Origin of the sequence: Streptomyces sp. KR55, from assembly GCF_052245645.1 — a bacterium.
Classification (GTDB): domain Bacteria; phylum Actinomycetota; class Actinomycetes; order Streptomycetales; family Streptomycetaceae; genus Streptomyces; species Streptomyces flavusporus.
On the sequence record NZ_JBQQCE010000225.1, the window covers coordinates 1 to 15188 of the forward strand.

18 protein-coding genes and 1 pseudogene are annotated in these 15188 nt (G+C 67.8%); 15 read left to right on the top strand and 4 right to left on the bottom strand.

Features of this window, described 5'->3' with window-relative positions; translation table 11 throughout:
- Positions 1-238: 238 nt before the first annotated feature.
- From ACTWQJ_RS28845 to ACTWQJ_RS28860, 4 genes are all read left to right on the top strand, one after another.
- Complete coding sequence (locus ACTWQJ_RS28845) at positions 239-943, top strand: ester cyclase (protein ID WP_443309467.1); 705 nt, start codon at positions 239-241, stop codon at positions 941-943.
- Positions 944-1225: 282 nt separating this feature from the next.
- Entirely contained in the window at positions 1226-1618 is a 393-nt protein-coding gene (locus tag ACTWQJ_RS28850; protein ID WP_443309468.1) for a hypothetical protein, read from the top strand.
- A gap of 259 nt (positions 1619-1877) precedes the next feature.
- Complete coding sequence (locus ACTWQJ_RS28855; protein ID WP_443309469.1) at positions 1878-2030, top strand: hypothetical protein; 153 nt, start codon at positions 1878-1880, stop codon at positions 2028-2030.
- A 41-nt stretch (positions 2031-2071) separates the two neighbouring features.
- Positions 2072-2455, top strand: a complete 384-nt coding sequence (locus tag ACTWQJ_RS28860; protein ID WP_443309470.1) for a hypothetical protein — start codon at positions 2072-2074, stop codon at positions 2453-2455.
- A 290-nt stretch (positions 2456-2745) separates the two neighbouring features.
- On the opposite strand, the gene ACTWQJ_RS28865 is transcribed toward ACTWQJ_RS28860, so the two are convergent.
- Complete coding sequence (locus tag ACTWQJ_RS28865; protein WP_443309471.1) at positions 2746-3099, bottom strand: hypothetical protein; 354 nt, start codon at positions 3097-3099, stop codon at positions 2746-2748.
- Between the two features lie 321 nt (positions 3100-3420).
- On the opposite strand from ACTWQJ_RS28865, the pseudogene ACTWQJ_RS28870 reads away from it, so the two are divergent.
- The 3 genes and pseudogenes from ACTWQJ_RS28870 to ACTWQJ_RS28880 all read left to right on the top strand — a co-directional run.
- Positions 3421-4470: pseudogene (locus ACTWQJ_RS28870) on the top strand (RHS repeat-associated core domain-containing protein); the annotation flags it as partial.
- Between the two features lie 292 nt (positions 4471-4762).
- Positions 4763-4924, top strand: a complete 162-nt coding sequence (locus ACTWQJ_RS28875; protein WP_443309472.1) for a hypothetical protein — start codon at positions 4763-4765, stop codon at positions 4922-4924.
- 106 nt (positions 4925-5030) lie between these two features.
- On the top strand, positions 5031-5513 hold the full coding sequence (locus tag ACTWQJ_RS28880; RefSeq protein ID WP_443309473.1) for a hypothetical protein: 483 nt from the start codon (positions 5031-5033) through the stop codon (positions 5511-5513).
- A 532-nt stretch (positions 5514-6045) separates the two neighbouring features.
- On the opposite strand, the gene ACTWQJ_RS28885 is transcribed toward ACTWQJ_RS28880, so the two are convergent.
- Positions 6046-6408 carry a hypothetical protein gene (locus ACTWQJ_RS28885; RefSeq protein WP_443309474.1) on the bottom strand — a complete coding sequence of 121 codons (363 nt, stop codon included), beginning with the start codon at positions 6406-6408 and terminating at the stop codon, positions 6046-6048.
- Between the two features lie 72 nt (positions 6409-6480).
- On the opposite strand from ACTWQJ_RS28885, the gene ACTWQJ_RS28890 reads away from it, so the two are divergent.
- The 4 genes from ACTWQJ_RS28890 (at position 6481) to ACTWQJ_RS28905 (ending at position 9646) form a co-directional block, all read left to right on the top strand.
- A complete protein-coding gene (locus tag ACTWQJ_RS28890) occupies positions 6481-6591 on the top strand; it encodes a hypothetical protein (protein ID WP_443309483.1) in 111 nt (36 codons plus the stop codon).
- A 260-nt stretch (positions 6592-6851) separates the two neighbouring features.
- On the top strand, positions 6852-7583 hold the full coding sequence (locus ACTWQJ_RS28895; protein ID WP_443309484.1) for a TnsA-like heteromeric transposase endonuclease subunit: 732 nt from the start codon (positions 6852-6854) through the stop codon (positions 7581-7583).
- Positions 7576-8787, top strand: coding sequence for an AAA family ATPase (locus ACTWQJ_RS28900; protein ID WP_443309475.1), 1212 nt, complete (start codon positions 7576-7578; stop codon positions 8785-8787). The genes ACTWQJ_RS28895 and ACTWQJ_RS28900 overlap by 8 nt, the downstream gene beginning before the upstream one ends.
- Before the next feature lie 19 nt (positions 8788-8806).
- Positions 8807-9646 (top strand): TniQ family protein, encoded by an 840-nt coding sequence (locus ACTWQJ_RS28905; RefSeq protein WP_443309476.1) that lies wholly within the window; start codon positions 8807-8809, stop codon positions 9644-9646.
- On the opposite strand, the gene ACTWQJ_RS28910 is transcribed toward ACTWQJ_RS28905, so the two are convergent.
- Positions 9641-10231 carry a DUF4240 domain-containing protein gene (locus ACTWQJ_RS28910; protein WP_443309477.1) on the bottom strand — a complete coding sequence of 197 codons (591 nt, stop codon included), beginning with the start codon at positions 10229-10231 and terminating at the stop codon, positions 9641-9643. The two genes, ACTWQJ_RS28905 and ACTWQJ_RS28910, sit on opposite strands and share 6 nt — an antisense overlap.
- Positions 10232-10491: 260 nt before the next feature.
- On the opposite strand from ACTWQJ_RS28910, the gene ACTWQJ_RS28915 reads away from it, so the two are divergent.
- The 4 genes from ACTWQJ_RS28915 to ACTWQJ_RS28930 all read left to right on the top strand — a co-directional run bounded on the left by ACTWQJ_RS28915 (position 10492) and on the right by ACTWQJ_RS28930 (position 14298).
- Positions 10492-10962: a DUF3592 domain-containing protein gene (locus ACTWQJ_RS28915; RefSeq protein WP_443309478.1), complete on the top strand. Its 471-nt coding sequence runs from the start codon at positions 10492-10494 to the stop codon at positions 10960-10962.
- A 258-nt stretch (positions 10963-11220) separates the two neighbouring features.
- Entirely contained in the window at positions 11221-11856 is a 636-nt protein-coding gene (locus ACTWQJ_RS28920) for an IS607 family transposase (RefSeq protein ID WP_443309479.1), read from the top strand.
- A gap of 4 nt (positions 11857-11860) precedes the next feature.
- Positions 11861-13045, top strand: a complete 1185-nt coding sequence (locus ACTWQJ_RS28925) for a hypothetical protein (protein WP_443309480.1) — start codon at positions 11861-11863, stop codon at positions 13043-13045.
- A 110-nt stretch (positions 13046-13155) separates the two neighbouring features.
- Positions 13156-14298, top strand: a complete 1143-nt coding sequence (locus tag ACTWQJ_RS28930; RefSeq protein WP_443309481.1) for a PP2C family protein-serine/threonine phosphatase — start codon at positions 13156-13158, stop codon at positions 14296-14298.
- Positions 14299-14319: 21 nt separating this feature from the next.
- Here the strand turns inward: ACTWQJ_RS28930 and ACTWQJ_RS28935 are convergent.
- Positions 14320-15188: ketopantoate reductase family protein (locus ACTWQJ_RS28935; protein ID WP_443309482.1), on the bottom strand; the 869-nt coding region annotated here is incomplete at its 5' end.

Below are 15188 nucleotides of genomic sequence, written 5' to 3' on the forward strand. Positions count from 1 at the left end.
GTCGGCGAGCCGCCCGGGAACGCGCAGGTCAACGTCTTGCCAGGTCACGCCCCACCCGGTTACGCGATCTTCCAAACTGGGGCACCAGCGCCTCAGCTTCCCGCTTGACTGAGTCATTGAGACTCCGGCGGGTGCTGGGTGGGATCCCCCTACGGAACGCTACGACCCCAGCTGACCCGACAGTAGGGCCGACATTCATTACTAAAATGAAGAAACAGCACTTGTTACGGGAGGTGCCATGACATTCGTGCAGATCATCGACTGCAAGACCGACCGGATCGACGAGATGAACCGGCTCATGGACTCCTGGGTCGAGCAGACGAAGGGCAAGAGGACCGCCACCCACGACCTCATCGGCAAGGACCGGTCCGAGCCGCGCCACTTCGTAGAGATCGTCGAGTTCCCCTCGTACGAGGAGGCGATGAAGAACTCCAGGCTGCCGGAGACCAACCGGATCTTCGAGGAGATGGTCGCGCTCTGCGACGAGATGCCCACCTTCACGGACCTGGACGTAGTGCGGGACGAACAGCTCAACAAGGCGACGGCCCGGCGCATCTTCCTGGAGCTCGTCGGCAGGGACGAGCCCGAAGGCTTCAATGAGGTGTTCGCGGCCGACTACCACGACCACGACATCGCCAACAAGGAGGACACCCGTGGTGCCGATGGCATCCGCGAGGAGGCGCTCGGTTACCGCAAGGCCTTTCCGGACTTCGAGTTCACGATCGAGGATCAGGTGGCCGAGGGTGACCGCGTGGTGACGCGCTGGAGCTGGACGGGTACCAATACCGGAGAGCTGCGGGGCATGCCGCCCACTGGCAAGAAAGTCGAGATGGTCGGCACCACGACCTTCCGGTTCGAGGACGGCAAGGTCAAGGAGGGCTGGTGGCACTGGGACTTCCTCGGCATGCTGAGCCAGCTCGACGTGGTCGAACTGCCGACGTAGCCCTTCACAGGCAAGCATGAGGCCCCTGCTCCCGTCTCTCACGAGCGGGAACAGGGGCCTGCGTACGTCTTGCATACCACCCGCGTGAGTCAGCCACGAAGGGTCCAATTGCATCCCCGACAGAGCCTCGCCCATCGTGGTGAGTCTGATAGCTCCCCGGCCCGGCTTGTATCGGCTGGGTGGCTTGACTGAGCCATTGAGACTCCACCGACCTCGTAGTTGTCTGCGCCTGGCAACGTCATCTCTCCTCTGCCATCACGTAGGGCGTAGGAAATGTTGCGGATGGTGATCAAGGAAGGTGAAGCTGATCTGGATGCACTGGATCCCAGCGAGCGCGGACGGAATCGCGCAGGTCGCGGTGCGCGAGGAGAGCGTGCGATGCGGATGATGATGAAGGCCCGCATGGACACCCAGATGTCGAATCAGGTGACGAAGGGCGGAGCGATGCCCAACTCGCTGAAGTCAGCCATCGAGCGGCTGAAGCCGGAGGCCGCCTACTTCACCCCTGAGGGCGGGCGCTCCATGATTCTCGTATTTGACATGCAGGACAGCTCGCAGTTGCCCTCCATCGCCGATCCGTTCTTCCAGGAGATGGGCGCGGAAGTCACATTTGAGCCGGTCATGAACCTCGACGATTTGCAGAGGGGCCTTGCTGCCCTGAAGGAGCAGAGCTGACTTCCGCGACCGCAGAAGGTGGGACGGGTCGAGCGCGACGCGGTGAGTGTCTAACTGCGTGACAACGCCGACGAACAACGGCGGACAACCGCGCACACCTGCGGACCATCGCAGCAGGTGAGAGGCACACCAGCCCAAGGCCGAGCCCTCTCCCAATTTGCTTCGGGAAGAAGAGGTCGACACGGGGCCCTGCCCTGGATTTAATGATCGACGGTGGGGTGGGGGGTGTTTGGCCCATGTTGAAGGCGGGGGAGCCGGTATGCCGGTCCAAACTGTGCCTGTGCGGCCGACGGTCGGCACGTATGTGCTCATGGCGATATGCACCGGCGTCGCGGCCCTGCTGCTGGCGACGCTCTACCTGATCTACCGGGACATGGCGATCACCGGGGCTGCGGATCACGGTACGGGGTGACCTGTTCTGCAAAGCAGTCAGCGCACGTCATCGCGGGCCTCGTGCTGATGCCGGCCTCTGTCGCGTGTGTCTTGTTCCTGAACTGGGTTGTCTTCCGCCCCTATCGCCGAGGGCACGAGGCGTACCGGCTCGTCATGCCGCTCCTGCTCGCCTCTGGCGCTGTGGAATTGTTCGCAGCGGATGTCCCACTGGGTGGTGCAGCCCAGTTGCTGGTGGCTGTTGGGGTTCTCCTCGCCTTCCGCAAGCCGGTCGGTGTCCGGGGGATGGTGTGGGGGCTGCACCGGGACCGGCTCAAGGTGCTGGCGGCCGATCCCGAGGGGGAGCCGTTGTCCACGGGGCAGAACGTGCTCTTCGTGTTTGCCAACGCTGCCGGGGTGACGTTGGGGCTGTTGGGGGCGGACCGGCTGTTCTCGTCGCTTGGGTGACCGGGTTGTGCCACCAACCTCGCGGAACAGCGCAGGGTGTCGGCGCGTGCCACAGCCGTGCCACATCGGGCGGTCAACCACGGTCAACGACGGCTCTTCGCAGTCGAGATGCGCCGCTGCGCTGGGTCTTCGCTGAACCTGGGTTGATCTGCAGACCTCCGTTGCCTCACACAGCCGCCCTTACAAGGCGGATGTCGGCAGTTCGAAACCGTCCGTGCCCACCAGTTGCAGGACACGATGAAGGCCCAGGTCAGCGGGTAGGTTCCCGGAGACCTGGGCCTTGATCGTTTTCAGGTTTCCTCCCGCTCGGGTTCCGGTGGTGTCTCGTGCGCGTGCTTGAGTTTCGCGCGGGCGTCGACGCGGTCCGGGCCGGTGAGTTCCGACCAGTAGCGGTGGGTGGTGACGAAGATCGCGAGTTCGTGCTCGCGTTGGCGGAGCTTCTCGACCTCGGCCTGTTCGTCGGCCGTCCAGCCGGGGGAGGCAGGGCGTTCGATCTTGCGCCAGCCACCGGCGTCGCTGAAGCCGTCCAGGGGCTCGACCGACCAGGGGAGCCGCTTCAGCAGGGCCGACAACTCGGCCCGGACCTGATGCAGCTCCTCCTGACCGGCGCGGAGGTCGCTAGGGAAGTCATAGGTCGTAGCCACGCCGCAATGCTACGCCTGTTCGATTTTGGGGGGCGAGCTTCTTCCCGTGGTTCATGCGAACGGGTGTGCTGAGCGCTCTAGTCCCGTACTTCGCGGGTCGTTGATTCGTATGGTGTGACCGGTCTGGGGGTGTCCCGGGCCGGTGGTACGGCGTTGGGCAGGGCGTGTCGATGACTTCCCGGTCCCCGCGGCCACGGTCTGTCCGTCAGCGCCTCGATGTGGTGGTGACGTCCGTGGTGGAGAAGCGTCTGGGCGCTCTGCCTGTCGCTGCCGAGTTTCTGCGCCGGTTGGATGTCGCCGGGATCGTCGACGAGGTGTGTCCGGGTGGTGTACGACTCGCGCGGGCTCGCCGTATCGCAGCAGGCGGACATCTGGGACGAGACCTCCCCACCGTCCGGCACCGCGGTGCAGATCGACGGCGGGCAGGCGCCCAAGCAGGTCGACACCACGTACGACGGTGCCGGCCGCTCCGTCAAGGAGGTCACGAAGACCCACAACGTCACGCGCTGGACGGTCGAGAACACCTACACCGGCGACACGGTGACCAGCAGCGCACCGTCGGGCGGCCAGGCCACCGCAGTGGTGACCAACGCGCTCGGGCAGACCGTCGAGCGCCGCGAGTACGGCAGCCCCGAGCCGGAAGGCACGTACACCACCACCGGCTACACCTACACGCCGAGCGGTCAGCAGAAGACCATCACCGGCCCCGACCAGGCCGAGTGGTCCTACGAGTACGACCTGTTCGGCCGGCCGAGCAAGGTCACGGACCCGGACACCGGCACCACCGTGCCCGGGTACGACACGCTGGACCGTGAGATCAAGTCGACGGACGGCGAGGGGCGGATCCTCCTCACCGAGTACGACGACTTGGGCCGCAGGACCGGTCTGTGGACGACCAGCAAAACCGACGCCAACAAGCTGGCCGCCTGGACCTTCGACACCCTGGCCAAGGGCCAGCAGGACACGGCGACCCGCTACGACGGAGGCCTCACCGGCAAGGCGTACACCGCGAAGGTCACCAAGTACTCCGCGCAGTACCAGGTGGAGAGCAGCCAGCTGCTGCTGCCGGCCGATGACGAGCTGGTCAAGGCGGGCGTCCCGCAGACGCTCTCCTTCTCGACCGGCTACCGCCTGGACGGCACCATCGCACAGGCCGCGCAGCCCGCGGTCGGCGGCTTGCCCGCCGAGACGGTCTCGTACACCTACAACGCAACCGGACAGCAGCTCACGTCCAAGGGCACGAGCGGCTATCTGCAGGGGGCGGCGTTCTCGCCCCAGGGTGATCTGCGCCAGCTCACCCTCGGCACAGACGGCACGAGCTCCGCGAAGAAGGCGTACCTCAACTACGACTATGAGGACGGCACCCGGCGCGGGCCTGGGGATGCTGGGCTTCATCCCGATCGTCGGCGACTTCCTGAAACTGCCCGATCAGCTGAAGGACCTGGAACGGGTCGCGGATGTCTCGAAGGCAGCCAGGGCCCGCCCCATCGTGAAGTGGTCCACACCCGAGTTCGACGGGTGGCAGCACGTCCTGGACAATCACCGCACGAGCGGAAAGGGATACTCGGCCGACCCCGACGGAAAGGGAGTGTTCGAAGGCAAGTTCGTCAAGGGAGACAAGCTCAAGAAGCGAATCCAGGAGGCCGTCGGCAATGGTAAGGCCATGCCGAACACCAAGAACCGTGACGGAACCGTCTACGAATACAACTTCGGGCCCGGAAATGTAGTCGGCCGCCTCTCCAAGAACGAAGGCGGCGGAATCTCCACGGGTATCAAGGTCGTCCTCGACCCGGACGGATCCCTGCGCACCGCCCACCCCATCTAGATCACGGGCGGACACCGGGGCCGGACGCGGAGAGAGCTCGGAGCCCTCTCCCCGTCCGGCCCGACCCCAGCACCGCATGAGTCGAGCACGACTATCAGGAGAAGACTTGCTGAAGATCGGCTTCACACCCGACAGCGACCGGGACATCCCCGCGGCCGCCGAACAGGCCTGGCAGGCCGGGCGGATCGACCTCGCCACCCAGAGCGCGACAAATCTGCGCTACGGTTACTTCGCTTACCCGGTCGACTTCACAGTGGACGGGCACGCATTTCTGTCTGCGGCGCCGACGCCACTGGTCGATATCATGTTCACCCTGGCGTACTCTCTTCAGGAGCTGAAGGCGAACGGCTCGGCGGAGATCGATTTTACCGAAAACTCCTATGTCATTCGACTTGAACTCGACGGGGACCGGGTGAAGTTCACCTCCTCACACGGAGCGCCGCCCGTGGCTCCCCAGTGCCCGTTCGAGGAGTACGTTGCGGCAGCGCGCGCATTTGTCGCGGCCGGTATCGAGTGGCTCGTGAATCACCATCCGGCTATCGGTAACAACCCCGCGTTGCGCGAACTTCGGGAGCTCGCGGGAGTCTGACGGGACGAGTCAGGGGCCACCGGTAAGACACCGTGCGAGCCCCCGGCCGCTCCAGAGCCATTGCGTGGTTGCGATTCGTCGGACTGTCGGGGTGATCCGGTGACGGGGGTCAAGTCCGGGTTCGCGGAGGGGCCCGGAGACGGCTGCAGGCACGCAGCTGATGATCATGTGAGGGGCTACGTCGCATGAGTGCCGAGCGAGCCCGTGCCTGCATCCGCATCTTCTCCCATGCCCCGTGGCCTGGGCCAACTGGCCCTGGTCGAGCCGGTCGCCCCGTTGCCGGCGGCGGTGGCCTTGTCCCGGTTCCTCTAGGCCGTGCCGGATCCAGGCAGGATGAGGTTGGGGATGCCGAGCGGGGAGCCGACCGTGATCAGTGCCCGCACTCGGTGGCCCGGTCGGGCGCACAGCGCCTCGTAGGCGACGACGGATCCCAGGGAGTGCGCGACTACGGCGCGGTGTCGTCGCCCACTGCATCCAGTACCCGCTGCCAGGCCGTGGAGCGAAGAGTGGGGTCGGTGAGGTAGCGGTGGACTTACTTGAGGTCGAAAATCATTGCCCTCAGCGCGAGACCGGCGAAGAACCGAGACCCGGAAAGGGCCAGCAGCGCAGCCTGTACCGCTCCGGGGGCCGCCATCAGCGTGTCGGACTGATCCGGAGGCACCACAGCCGGGTCGGTGGCCGCAGCGGCCTTCCACCACTCCAAGAGCAGTTTCTGCTCGAAGCCCGGCTCGGCGTCATTCACGGTGTAGGAGGGATCACCGGCGTCCAGGAACCGGCCGGCAGGCCGGAACGGATCTCCGTAGAACGCCATCGCGAGATCCGACTCGGTCATCACCCCGGACGCCTCGGCACGCCGCAGGCCGTCCAAGATCGTGGGTTGCCACTCCTGCAGCAAGGTGTCCTCGCCCGGATAAGGCCCACACCGGCGACGGCGTGCACGAATACGTGAACCCTGGGCATTGGGCCGCTGCTGGGCGCCGAGTTCCTCGCCGTGATCGGCAACAAGCTCAGGGATTCGCCAGCCCAGACGGACTCGGTCACCGGCCTGGCTCCAGCACCGCGCGATTCCGGGACCTAAAAGGACGACCCGCGAAGTCCGGGTCTAGTTGGCCAGTGAGCGCGATGGTTGGCCACACGGAGCGTTGTAGTTGGCCGGTCCGGGGGTTGGACGATGTCCCGTCGCGTTCTAGTTGGCAGATTCGCGGCCTTTCGCATCCACGGTGGCAGATTCGCATTGGATCTTGCTTCGATCGTGGGGTTTGAGTCCTGCTCCGTACGGTTCGCCGCTTCGTGCCTGTCATGGTCGATTTCGGCAGGAACTCCGAGCCGGGGGTGGGGATGGACCTGGAGTCAGTCGAAGTCGAATGGGTGGACGGGGACAGCGGGGGTCTGCGCCGGTCCCTGCTGAGTGCAGTGCACCGGGTGGAGTTCGAGGGTGCGGCGCCTGTACGTCGGTTCGCGTCGTACCGCGGGCAGCGGCACTTCCCTGGCTGGTACTGGGCGGCGACGACGGGCTCGTTGGTGGGGTTCGAGTCGTGGCTGGAGCGGGATCGGGCGATGCTGCTCGATCACGACCGACGGGTGGTCGGGCTGTCGTCGCAGCCGTTCCGGGCGTCGTGGCCGGGGGCGACGCGTCTCGTTTCGCATACGCCGGACTACTTTGCTCGGCTGGAAGACGGCTCGGCTGTCGTGATCGACGTCAGGCCGAAGGACCGGGTGGGGCCGCAGGACGCGGAGAAGTTCGCAGCGACCGAGGCAATGTGCCAGGCGTTGGATGGCTGGTCATACGTGCTGGTGCACGAGCCAGACCCCCTGGTGATGACCAACGTCCGCTGGCTGTCGGGATATCGCCATCCGCGCCACCGTGTCGTCGGCCTGGCCGGGAGACTGCTGGACGCCTTCGACGAGCCACGGCTTCTGGCCGACGGAGTCCTGGAGACCGGCGATCCTCTGCAAGTGCTGCCGACCCTGTTCCACCTGTTGTGGTCGGGCGAGTTGGAGGCGGATCTGGCTGCCCCATTGGGGGACGGCACGCAGGTTGTCCGCGGGGAGGAGGGGACCGATGGGTGATATCGCTCCTCGCGGGGTTCTGCGGGTTGGTGACCGGGTTCGTTTCGAGGGCCGGACTGTGCAGGTCGTCGGGCTGGAAGGGATGGTGCTGCGGCTGGTCGGTGAGGACGGGGAGGCCAGTGTGATGGCGGCCGGTCACGTGATGGCTGCCGCCGACTTCGAGCTCGTCGACCGTGGTTGGGAGAACTCGCCGACGCCGGTGCTGCCTCCGTTCGCGCTGCTGGACGCCCTACCGGAAGCTGCGTCTGAGCAGGCCAGATTCTGGGAACGCCACGTGCTGGAGGTGATCACGGGACTGCCGCCGGGCTCCGAGGAGGGGACACCGCCTCGGCCCGAGTACGACCCGGCCTGGCGAACGCTGACGGAACTCGTCCTGCTCAACCGGCACCAGATCTCCGGACGCCGGGGCCTGATCGTCACCGGACAGGCCGGCACCGGCAAGACCACAGCGATCACCCAACTCGGCCGCAACCACGAACTCCTGGTCCGCCAGCGGCTCGGCCCGGCCGCCGAAGGTCGTCTGCCAGTCGTCTACGTGACCGTCCCGCCCGGGGCCACCCCGAAGATGCTCGCCATCGAGTTCGCCCGGTTCCTGGGCCTGCCCATCGTCCGCGGCGAGACCCAGACCTCCATCACCAACGCGGTCTGCGACCTGCTGATCCGGATGCGCGTCGAACTCGCCCTGGTCGACGAGATCCACAACCTCAACCTCGCCACCCGCGCCGGAGCCGAAGCATCCGACCAGCTCAAGTACCTCTCCGAACGGATCCCGGCCACCTTCGTCCTCGCCGGCATCGACGTCGCGGGCAGTGGCCTGTTCAACGGCATCCGAGGACGGCAGATCGCCGGCCGCTACACCGTCACCGAGTCCGAACCGTTCACCTACGGCACCGCCGCACAGAGACGGGACTGGCGGAGCCTGATCGCCTCGCTGGAAGACACCCTGCAACTGCACCAGCACAAGCCCGGAAGCCTCGTGAAACTCGACCGCTACCTCCACGAACGCACGGACGGCGCGATCGGCAGCCTCTCCCAGCTCATCCGCGGCGCCGCGAGCGAAGCAATCATCAGCGGCAGCGAGGCCATCACCCGCAAGACCCTGGAGTCCATCGAAGTCGACCAAGCCGCCGAAACCGCACGAACCGAACACCTCAAGACCCGCAAGCCGCCCCGCCGCCGGAGGCCGGATGCCGACGCGGCATGACCAGCTCAGGCCACTACCCGTGTCCTTGGGACCAGTTCACGGCGAAACGCTCGGCTCCTACCTGCACCGCCTGGCCATCGTGAACAACCGTCCCGCCGTCGCGCTTGCCGAGCTCATCGGGCCCCTGCCACCAGAGTTCTCGCCGCTCAGCAACACCACGGCCCGGTGGACAGCGCGGTCCCCGCAGGCCCTGGCCGCGCTCACCGGCCGCCCGCCGGAACGGCTCGCCAAGGCTCTCCCCGCTCTCGCCGACTTCCTCAAGCTGGCCCCAGGATCGCGCCCCACCCATGTCATCGGCCGACGCTGTCGGTCCTGCATGGCCCGGCGCAGCCCGGACACCCCACTGGTGATCACGCTCAACCCCGTTCACCGTTACGCGTGTTCCCGCCACCGGACATGGACACGGTCCACCCACGACCTGCCTCTGATGCGGCTGCCGGAAGTCCTGCCGGCCCAGCGACGACTCGACCGTCTCGCTCGCCGCTACCCGCCTCTGAGCATGACGAAGGCCCTCGAAACCGCCCGCAAGGTCGTCGACGAATGGGCACGGCAGGGCATCCCGATCAACGTCGGAGACGAGTGGACCCGACGGCTCAGTCACATCACCGCAGAACCGACCAGCCGAGCAGTCCCGGCCTCCGATCAACGTCGCCTGGCCGCTTTCCCCGAAACCGTCGTACTGGCAGAGCTCGTCCTCAACCCGCCCGCACATAACATGACGCCCAAAGATCTCTACCTGACGACTGCAGCCGAGCTCAGCCGTCGGCTCTCACGGATCTACACCACCCTGGGCATCCAAGACCCTCTCTTCCAGCGCCTCCACGACCTGCGGACCGGCCTCCGTGATACGACATCATGAGTCGTCGCTGAGCGGGAACATGACGCTCAATCGCGGCAGTCTACGAGTCGCTTCGGCTTCATCCCAGACACTCCAACGTTCCCCCGCCAACCCCCGGCTGCCCAGGTGTTCGCCGCGCTGAGCCCGCACTGCGGCATAGAACTCCTCGCCGCACGGGTCTGGATCCCCGGTCACAAACCCATAGGCTTCCGACGCCACATAGTCCAGCAACTCCCACCCAGGCCAGTCCTCGCCCCAGTCCCTCCAGCTCCTCCCGGCCAACGCCAGGACCTCAGGCGCATCGGCCAGGGCATCCGGGTCAAGCACCGCTCGCCCGAAGATCTCGCCTCCGAGCCCGACCATCCAGAGGCCGAAATAGTCGAAATCGTCATCCGAGCACCGGCCGCCGAAGATCCGCTCAGCCGCAGCCACCAAGTCCCAGTGGAATGCCTGACGGGTTACCTGGTCGAGGCACAGCTGGAACTCGACGATCTCCACCTGCGACCTGCGCGACAGTTCATCCCGCAACCAGGCAAGCCGCGCATCCCTGCCCACTGCCTGTCGTCGACAGGTCTCCATCAGTTCCCAGAAGGATTCGACGTTCACGCGGAACACACTGCCAGGCGCCACTGACAAGCACCGAAATCGCTTCCGCGAAGGCCAGATCGTTTGAGAATGCCGCCAACACCTGGCCGCCGACTACTTGGCAGCTACGCAGGTCAACGCCGCATCACCTGCCACCCAATCTGCGACAGGACAGACGATTCCTGAAGGGCGGCCCGGCGCTGAACCTCCGGGGCGGGAGCACGGCGACCGGGATCTCTGGGATAGCGTCCCTCTCACTCCGGACCAGTAAGGGGGACGTCGTGCAGGTTCAGGTGCGGGGGCAGGGTGCCCGCCGGTGGATCACGTTCGGGGCGATCGCGTTCGGGGCGCTGTTCTTGGTCGTCGGGCTGATCCTTGCGGGGGTGTCGGTCTCGTTCCTGGCGACTGCGGAGCGTGCCCGGGGCACGGTGGTTGCCCTGGAGTGGCGGAACGACCACGACGGCGTATCCCGTAAGAAGCGGGAGGACGACAGGCCCGCGGCGTACCCGGTGGTCGAGTTCACGTCGGCGGACGGTACGCAGAGGACGTTCCAGGACTCCACGGGGTCCAATCCACCGGCGTACGAGGAGGGCGAGCGGGTCGAGGTGCTCTACCACGCAGATTCCCCTGAGGACGCGCGGATCAAGGGGTTCGCCTCGCTGTGGCTGCTGCCACTGATCTTCGGTGGGATCGGGCTGTTGATCGCGGGGATCGGGACAGCCGTTGCGTTGGCGACGCGGGGACGTTCCTAGGTCGCATGTTCAATGCAGTGCTCAGTCGCGACGGGTGGGACTGAGCACCTGACCTGGCACAAGGGCGTTGAGTGGAGGGTTCAACTTCGGCGAGGCAGGGTCGCGTGCAGTTGATTGATTGGGCTGGTTTTCCTGGGTGTTGCTCCGTATCACGGATCATGTCTGGTGGTGTGCATATAAGGGAGGGTTCACATGTTTGAGTAGTGACGCAACTGTTCTATGTTCTTTGGGTGTTGTCGGTGTCTAGCGTTTGCGGTCATGGAGCTTCTTCGTCTGTCGGTGGCCGCGCGCCGGGTGGGGCTGCATCCGGACACGCTGCGGGTGTGGGCGGATGCGGGCAAGGTCCCGGTGGTGTGGGTCGGCCGGGAACGCCGTTTCCCGTCTCAGGCTTTGGAGGCGCTGGTCGAGGGCGACGGCGGGCAGGCGCGCGAGCGGCGTGAGGCGCTGTATGTGCGGGTGTCCGGCCGGACCGGTCAGGAGTCGTCGCTGGCCGCGCAGGAGGCCGAGCTGCGGGCGAGTGCGGCGGGCGAGGTGGTGGCGGTCTTCCGGGACCGGGCGGGACTGCGGGAGTCCCGCCCGGGCCTGGACCGGCTCCTGCGACGAGCACAGAACGGGGAGTTCACCCATGTGCGGGTGACCCACGAGGACCGCCTCGCCCGATTCGGTGCGGCCTGGATCAGCGCGCTGCTCGCCCGTGATCAGGTACGGGTGGAGGTGCTGCACCCCAAGGCCGGGGCACCCGGTGGCACCGAGGAACTGCTGGCCGACTTCATGTCCCTGGTCGCCTCATTCTCCGGCCGCCTGTACGGCATCCGCTCCAGCCAGGCGCGTCGGCGCCTGCTCCAAGCGGCAGCCGCCCCGTATGGGCATGGCACCCCGGACAGCGAGGCATAGCGGGATGCGGCGGAAGATCGCGCTGGGTGAGGGCGAGACGGAGCGGGTGGCCTGCGCCCCGGCGTCGGCGTTCCGGGGCCTGGACACGGTCAGCGGCGAGGTGCTGGGCGCGGCCACGCTGGCCGAGCGGGTGGGCTGGCTTGCGGCGCTGGTGGAGGCCATGGCCGCTGGCGTGACCGCGGCGCACTGGAGCCGGGCCGGGCTGGCCCGGCTCGCCTCCGGTGTGGCCCCGTCCGGGGAGCGGCTGCCCTCGCACGCCTGGATGGCGCTGCGCACCCTGGGCTGGGCCGTGCGTGTGCCGGAGGGGCTGTATGTGCCCGACCGGGTGCGCCGGATCGCCGAGGAGCAGGCCGGACGCGCCTTGCGCTCCGCCCACTGGCGCTCGGCGCTGGTCGATGCGGTGCTGGCCACCTGGCCCGCCGGCCCCGACCCGCTGCGGCGCACCCCCGAGGAGTGGGACGCGCTGTGCGCGGCCTGCCCGGACGGGGCGGCGGTCCCTGCCTCGGTCTTCCGCGCCCGCACCCGGCAGATCCAGAGCTTCGCCGCCGCGCACGGCCGCCTGCCGGACGGCCTGTGCGAGCTGGAGGATCCGCCGGGCGGTGGGCGGCAGGTGGTGCTGGCCGCCGCCGACCGACAGCTGGCCACCCTGGCCCGCTGCGAGGACGATCCGGCCCACTACGCGGTGCTGACGGTGCGGCTGCCGGTGCGCCCCGATCCGCGTGGCCGCGGCGACTGGCACCCGGTGGTGATCCGTTTCCGGCTGCCGCCCACCGTTGCCGTCTCGGCCGCGCTGCACGCCCCCACCTTGCGCCCGCGCGGCGGGCGGCTGCGCCTGGACCTCGCCCACACCACCGCCGCCCCCACCACCCGGCGCGACGGGCACACCCGCGCGGTCGCCTTCGACTACGGCCTGAACACCCTGCACCCCGGCAGCACCCGCTGCCGGTCCGGGTGGCAAGCGTCCGGCGGGGCGGAGGCCCCCGTCACCCGCCCACCGCAGCCGGCGGTGGCCCGGGCGGCAGGCACCGCACACGATGAGCACCCCCACGCGGCACCGGCCACGCGGGGCCAGACTCGGCGCAGGCTTCCACCTGCACACCCACGCCACCCCCACCCGACAATGGGCCGGGCCAGGGCAGGGACAGCCGGGACTTCGTTCCCACCGGGGCGAACACCCAGCCCCGCCTAGAAAAACCTAAGCTCATCCGAGACGCTTTACCCATGCGGTCGGTCCTCCGCCCTCCTCCTCGCCCGGGAGCAGGCGGCCACAGCCGGGTCCTCCTCACGCTCGCGAGGTGTGTGCCCTTCGTGATCGCGCTGGGCGTGCTGGTCATCGAGCTCACTCCCGCCCACTTCATCTATACCGGCCCGCTGCTCGTCGCGACGCCGGCGCTGGCCGCAGTGACGATGGGCCCCAAGGGCACCACCTCGGCGGCGGCTCTGGCTCTGGTGATCAGCGTGACCACCGCCACCTATAACCAGGCGTGGGGCACTCTGCAGGTCTATACCAACTTCCTGGCTCTTGCCCTGGTCTCCCTGGGCAGTTTCATCACGAGTAGCACCATGCAGACGCGCAGGCGGAGCGAGCTCGACCAGGTCCACCGGATCGCCGTGGCAGCACAGGAGGTCATACTGCGGCCCGTTCCCGAGCGCCTGGGCCCCGTGCGGGCGGCCAGTCTGTGCCTGGCGGCCGGGACCGGGGCACAGGTCGGCGGTGATCTGTACGAGGCCGTGCAAACGCGCTACGGCGTCCGGATGATCGTGGGGGACGTCCAGGGCAAGGGACTGAGCGCCATGCGCGCGGTCTCGGTGGCGCTGGGCGCGTTCCGGGTGGTCGCGCACTGCGAGGACGAGCTGATGGAGGTCATGAACCACTGCGCGGACGCGCTGCGACGGGAGGCAGCCGTGCCCGGTGCGTACGGCGAGGAAGTTGTGATGGAGGGATTCACCACCGCGCTCATGGCCCAGGTGCCGGACGACGCCGTGGTGCAACTGGTCAACCGGGGTCATCCGCCCCCGCTGTTGCTGCACCAGGGCAGGGTCCAGGCTCTGATGCCCTCCTCGCCACAGCCACCTCTCGGCCTGGAAGACCTCATCACCGGCCCTCCCGCAAAGCCGGAGAGCCATCCGTTCGTTCCCGGCGACCGTCTGCTGCTGTACACCGACGGCGTGATCGAGGCCCGCAATCGCGACAACGACTTCTTCGACCTGCGGGAGGCCATGGATCGCATAGGCGCAGGCACCACCCCGGCGGAGTTCCTGCACGAACTGCACAAGGCGTTGATCCGCCACACCGGAGGCCGCCTGACGGACGATGTGGCGATGATCCTCGTCGACCGGCTCGACGACGAAGCCGACGAAGCCGACGAAGCCGACGAAGCCGACGAAGCCGACGAAGCCGACGAGCAGGGCGGTGGAGCTGCTGCCGCCGCGCTTGGATGACGACCTCCGCCGGAGGTCCTGTCAGTGGCCGGCGTCCTTCAGCTCCCGGACCAGCTTTGCCGTCACCGGGGTGGGTACGCCGTGGTGTTCGGCCGCGCGGAGCAGCGCGCCGCCGATGGCGTCCAGTTCCAGCGGGCGGCCCGCTTCGGCGTCGCGTTGCATGGAGGACTTGGTGCCCGGCGGGAAGGCGTCGTAGCGGGCGAGGGCCTGGGCAGGGTCGGCCGGGCCGCCGCAGGCACGGCTCACCGCGGCCGTCTCCGCCACCAGGGCCGTCAACTCGTCGCGGTGCCGGGAGCGTACGTCGCCCAGGGGGAGTGCGTAACGGGTGGTGAGCAGCGCGAAGGGCGCGAGGAACGACATCTTCGCCCACAGGGCCGCCACCTCGTCGTCCAGGACGCGGGTGGTGGGACCGGCGTCCGCGAACGCCGCCGCCAGCGCGTCGAGACGCTCGCGAGGCACGGGGTCGCCGGTCACATCGACCTCGGCGAAGGGGCTGGTGTGCTCGATCACGCCGGGGGCGACGCGGGTCGACTCCACGCGGATGACGGCGGGGGCGACCTGGTCGGGGCGGTAACGGGAGCGGAGGAAGTAGGGGTGTTCGACGCCGTTCAGGAAGGGGACGAGCAGGCCGTCGCCCAGGGCGCTGACCGGGACGCGGGCGAGCGCGGCGTCGAGGGCCGTGTGCTTGACGGTGATCAGGCAGACGTCGACCGGTTCGCGCAGTTCGGTGTCCGCTTCAATGTCGGCGGTGAAGTCGCCGAACTGGGCGCTGCGGATGCGGATGCCGGTGGTGCGCAGGGTGTCGGTGGTGGTCTCGCCGGCCAGGCAGATCACACGGTGCCCGGCCCGGGCGAGGAGGGCGGCTAGCAGGCCTCCCACTCCTCCGGGGC

What these genes read in the sequence shown, in the direction of transcription:
- ACTWQJ_RS28920 (WP_443309479.1), top strand. Translation starts at nt 11,221, where the DNA reads ATGGAGCTTCTTCGTCTGTCGGTGGCCGCGCGCCGGGTGGGGCTGCAT.
- ACTWQJ_RS28855 (WP_443309469.1), top strand. Translation starts at nt 1,878, where the DNA reads ATGCCGGTCCAAACTGTGCCTGTGCGGCCGACGGTCGGCACGTATGTG.
- ACTWQJ_RS28845 (WP_443309467.1), top strand. Translation starts at nt 239, where the DNA reads ATGACATTCGTGCAGATCATCGACTGCAAGACCGACCGGATCGACGAG.
- ACTWQJ_RS28895 (WP_443309484.1), top strand. Translation starts at nt 6,852, where the DNA reads ATGGACCTGGAGTCAGTCGAAGTCGAATGGGTGGACGGGGACAGCGGG.
- ACTWQJ_RS28925 (WP_443309480.1), top strand. Translation starts at nt 11,861, where the DNA reads ATGCGGCGGAAGATCGCGCTGGGTGAGGGCGAGACGGAGCGGGTGGCC.
- ACTWQJ_RS28900 (WP_443309475.1), top strand. Translation starts at nt 7,576, where the DNA reads ATGGGTGATATCGCTCCTCGCGGGGTTCTGCGGGTTGGTGACCGGGTT.
- ACTWQJ_RS28875 (WP_443309472.1), top strand. Translation starts at nt 4,763, where the DNA reads ATGCCGAACACCAAGAACCGTGACGGAACCGTCTACGAATACAACTTC.
- ACTWQJ_RS28850 (WP_443309468.1), top strand. Translation starts at nt 1,226, where the DNA reads ATGGTGATCAAGGAAGGTGAAGCTGATCTGGATGCACTGGATCCCAGC.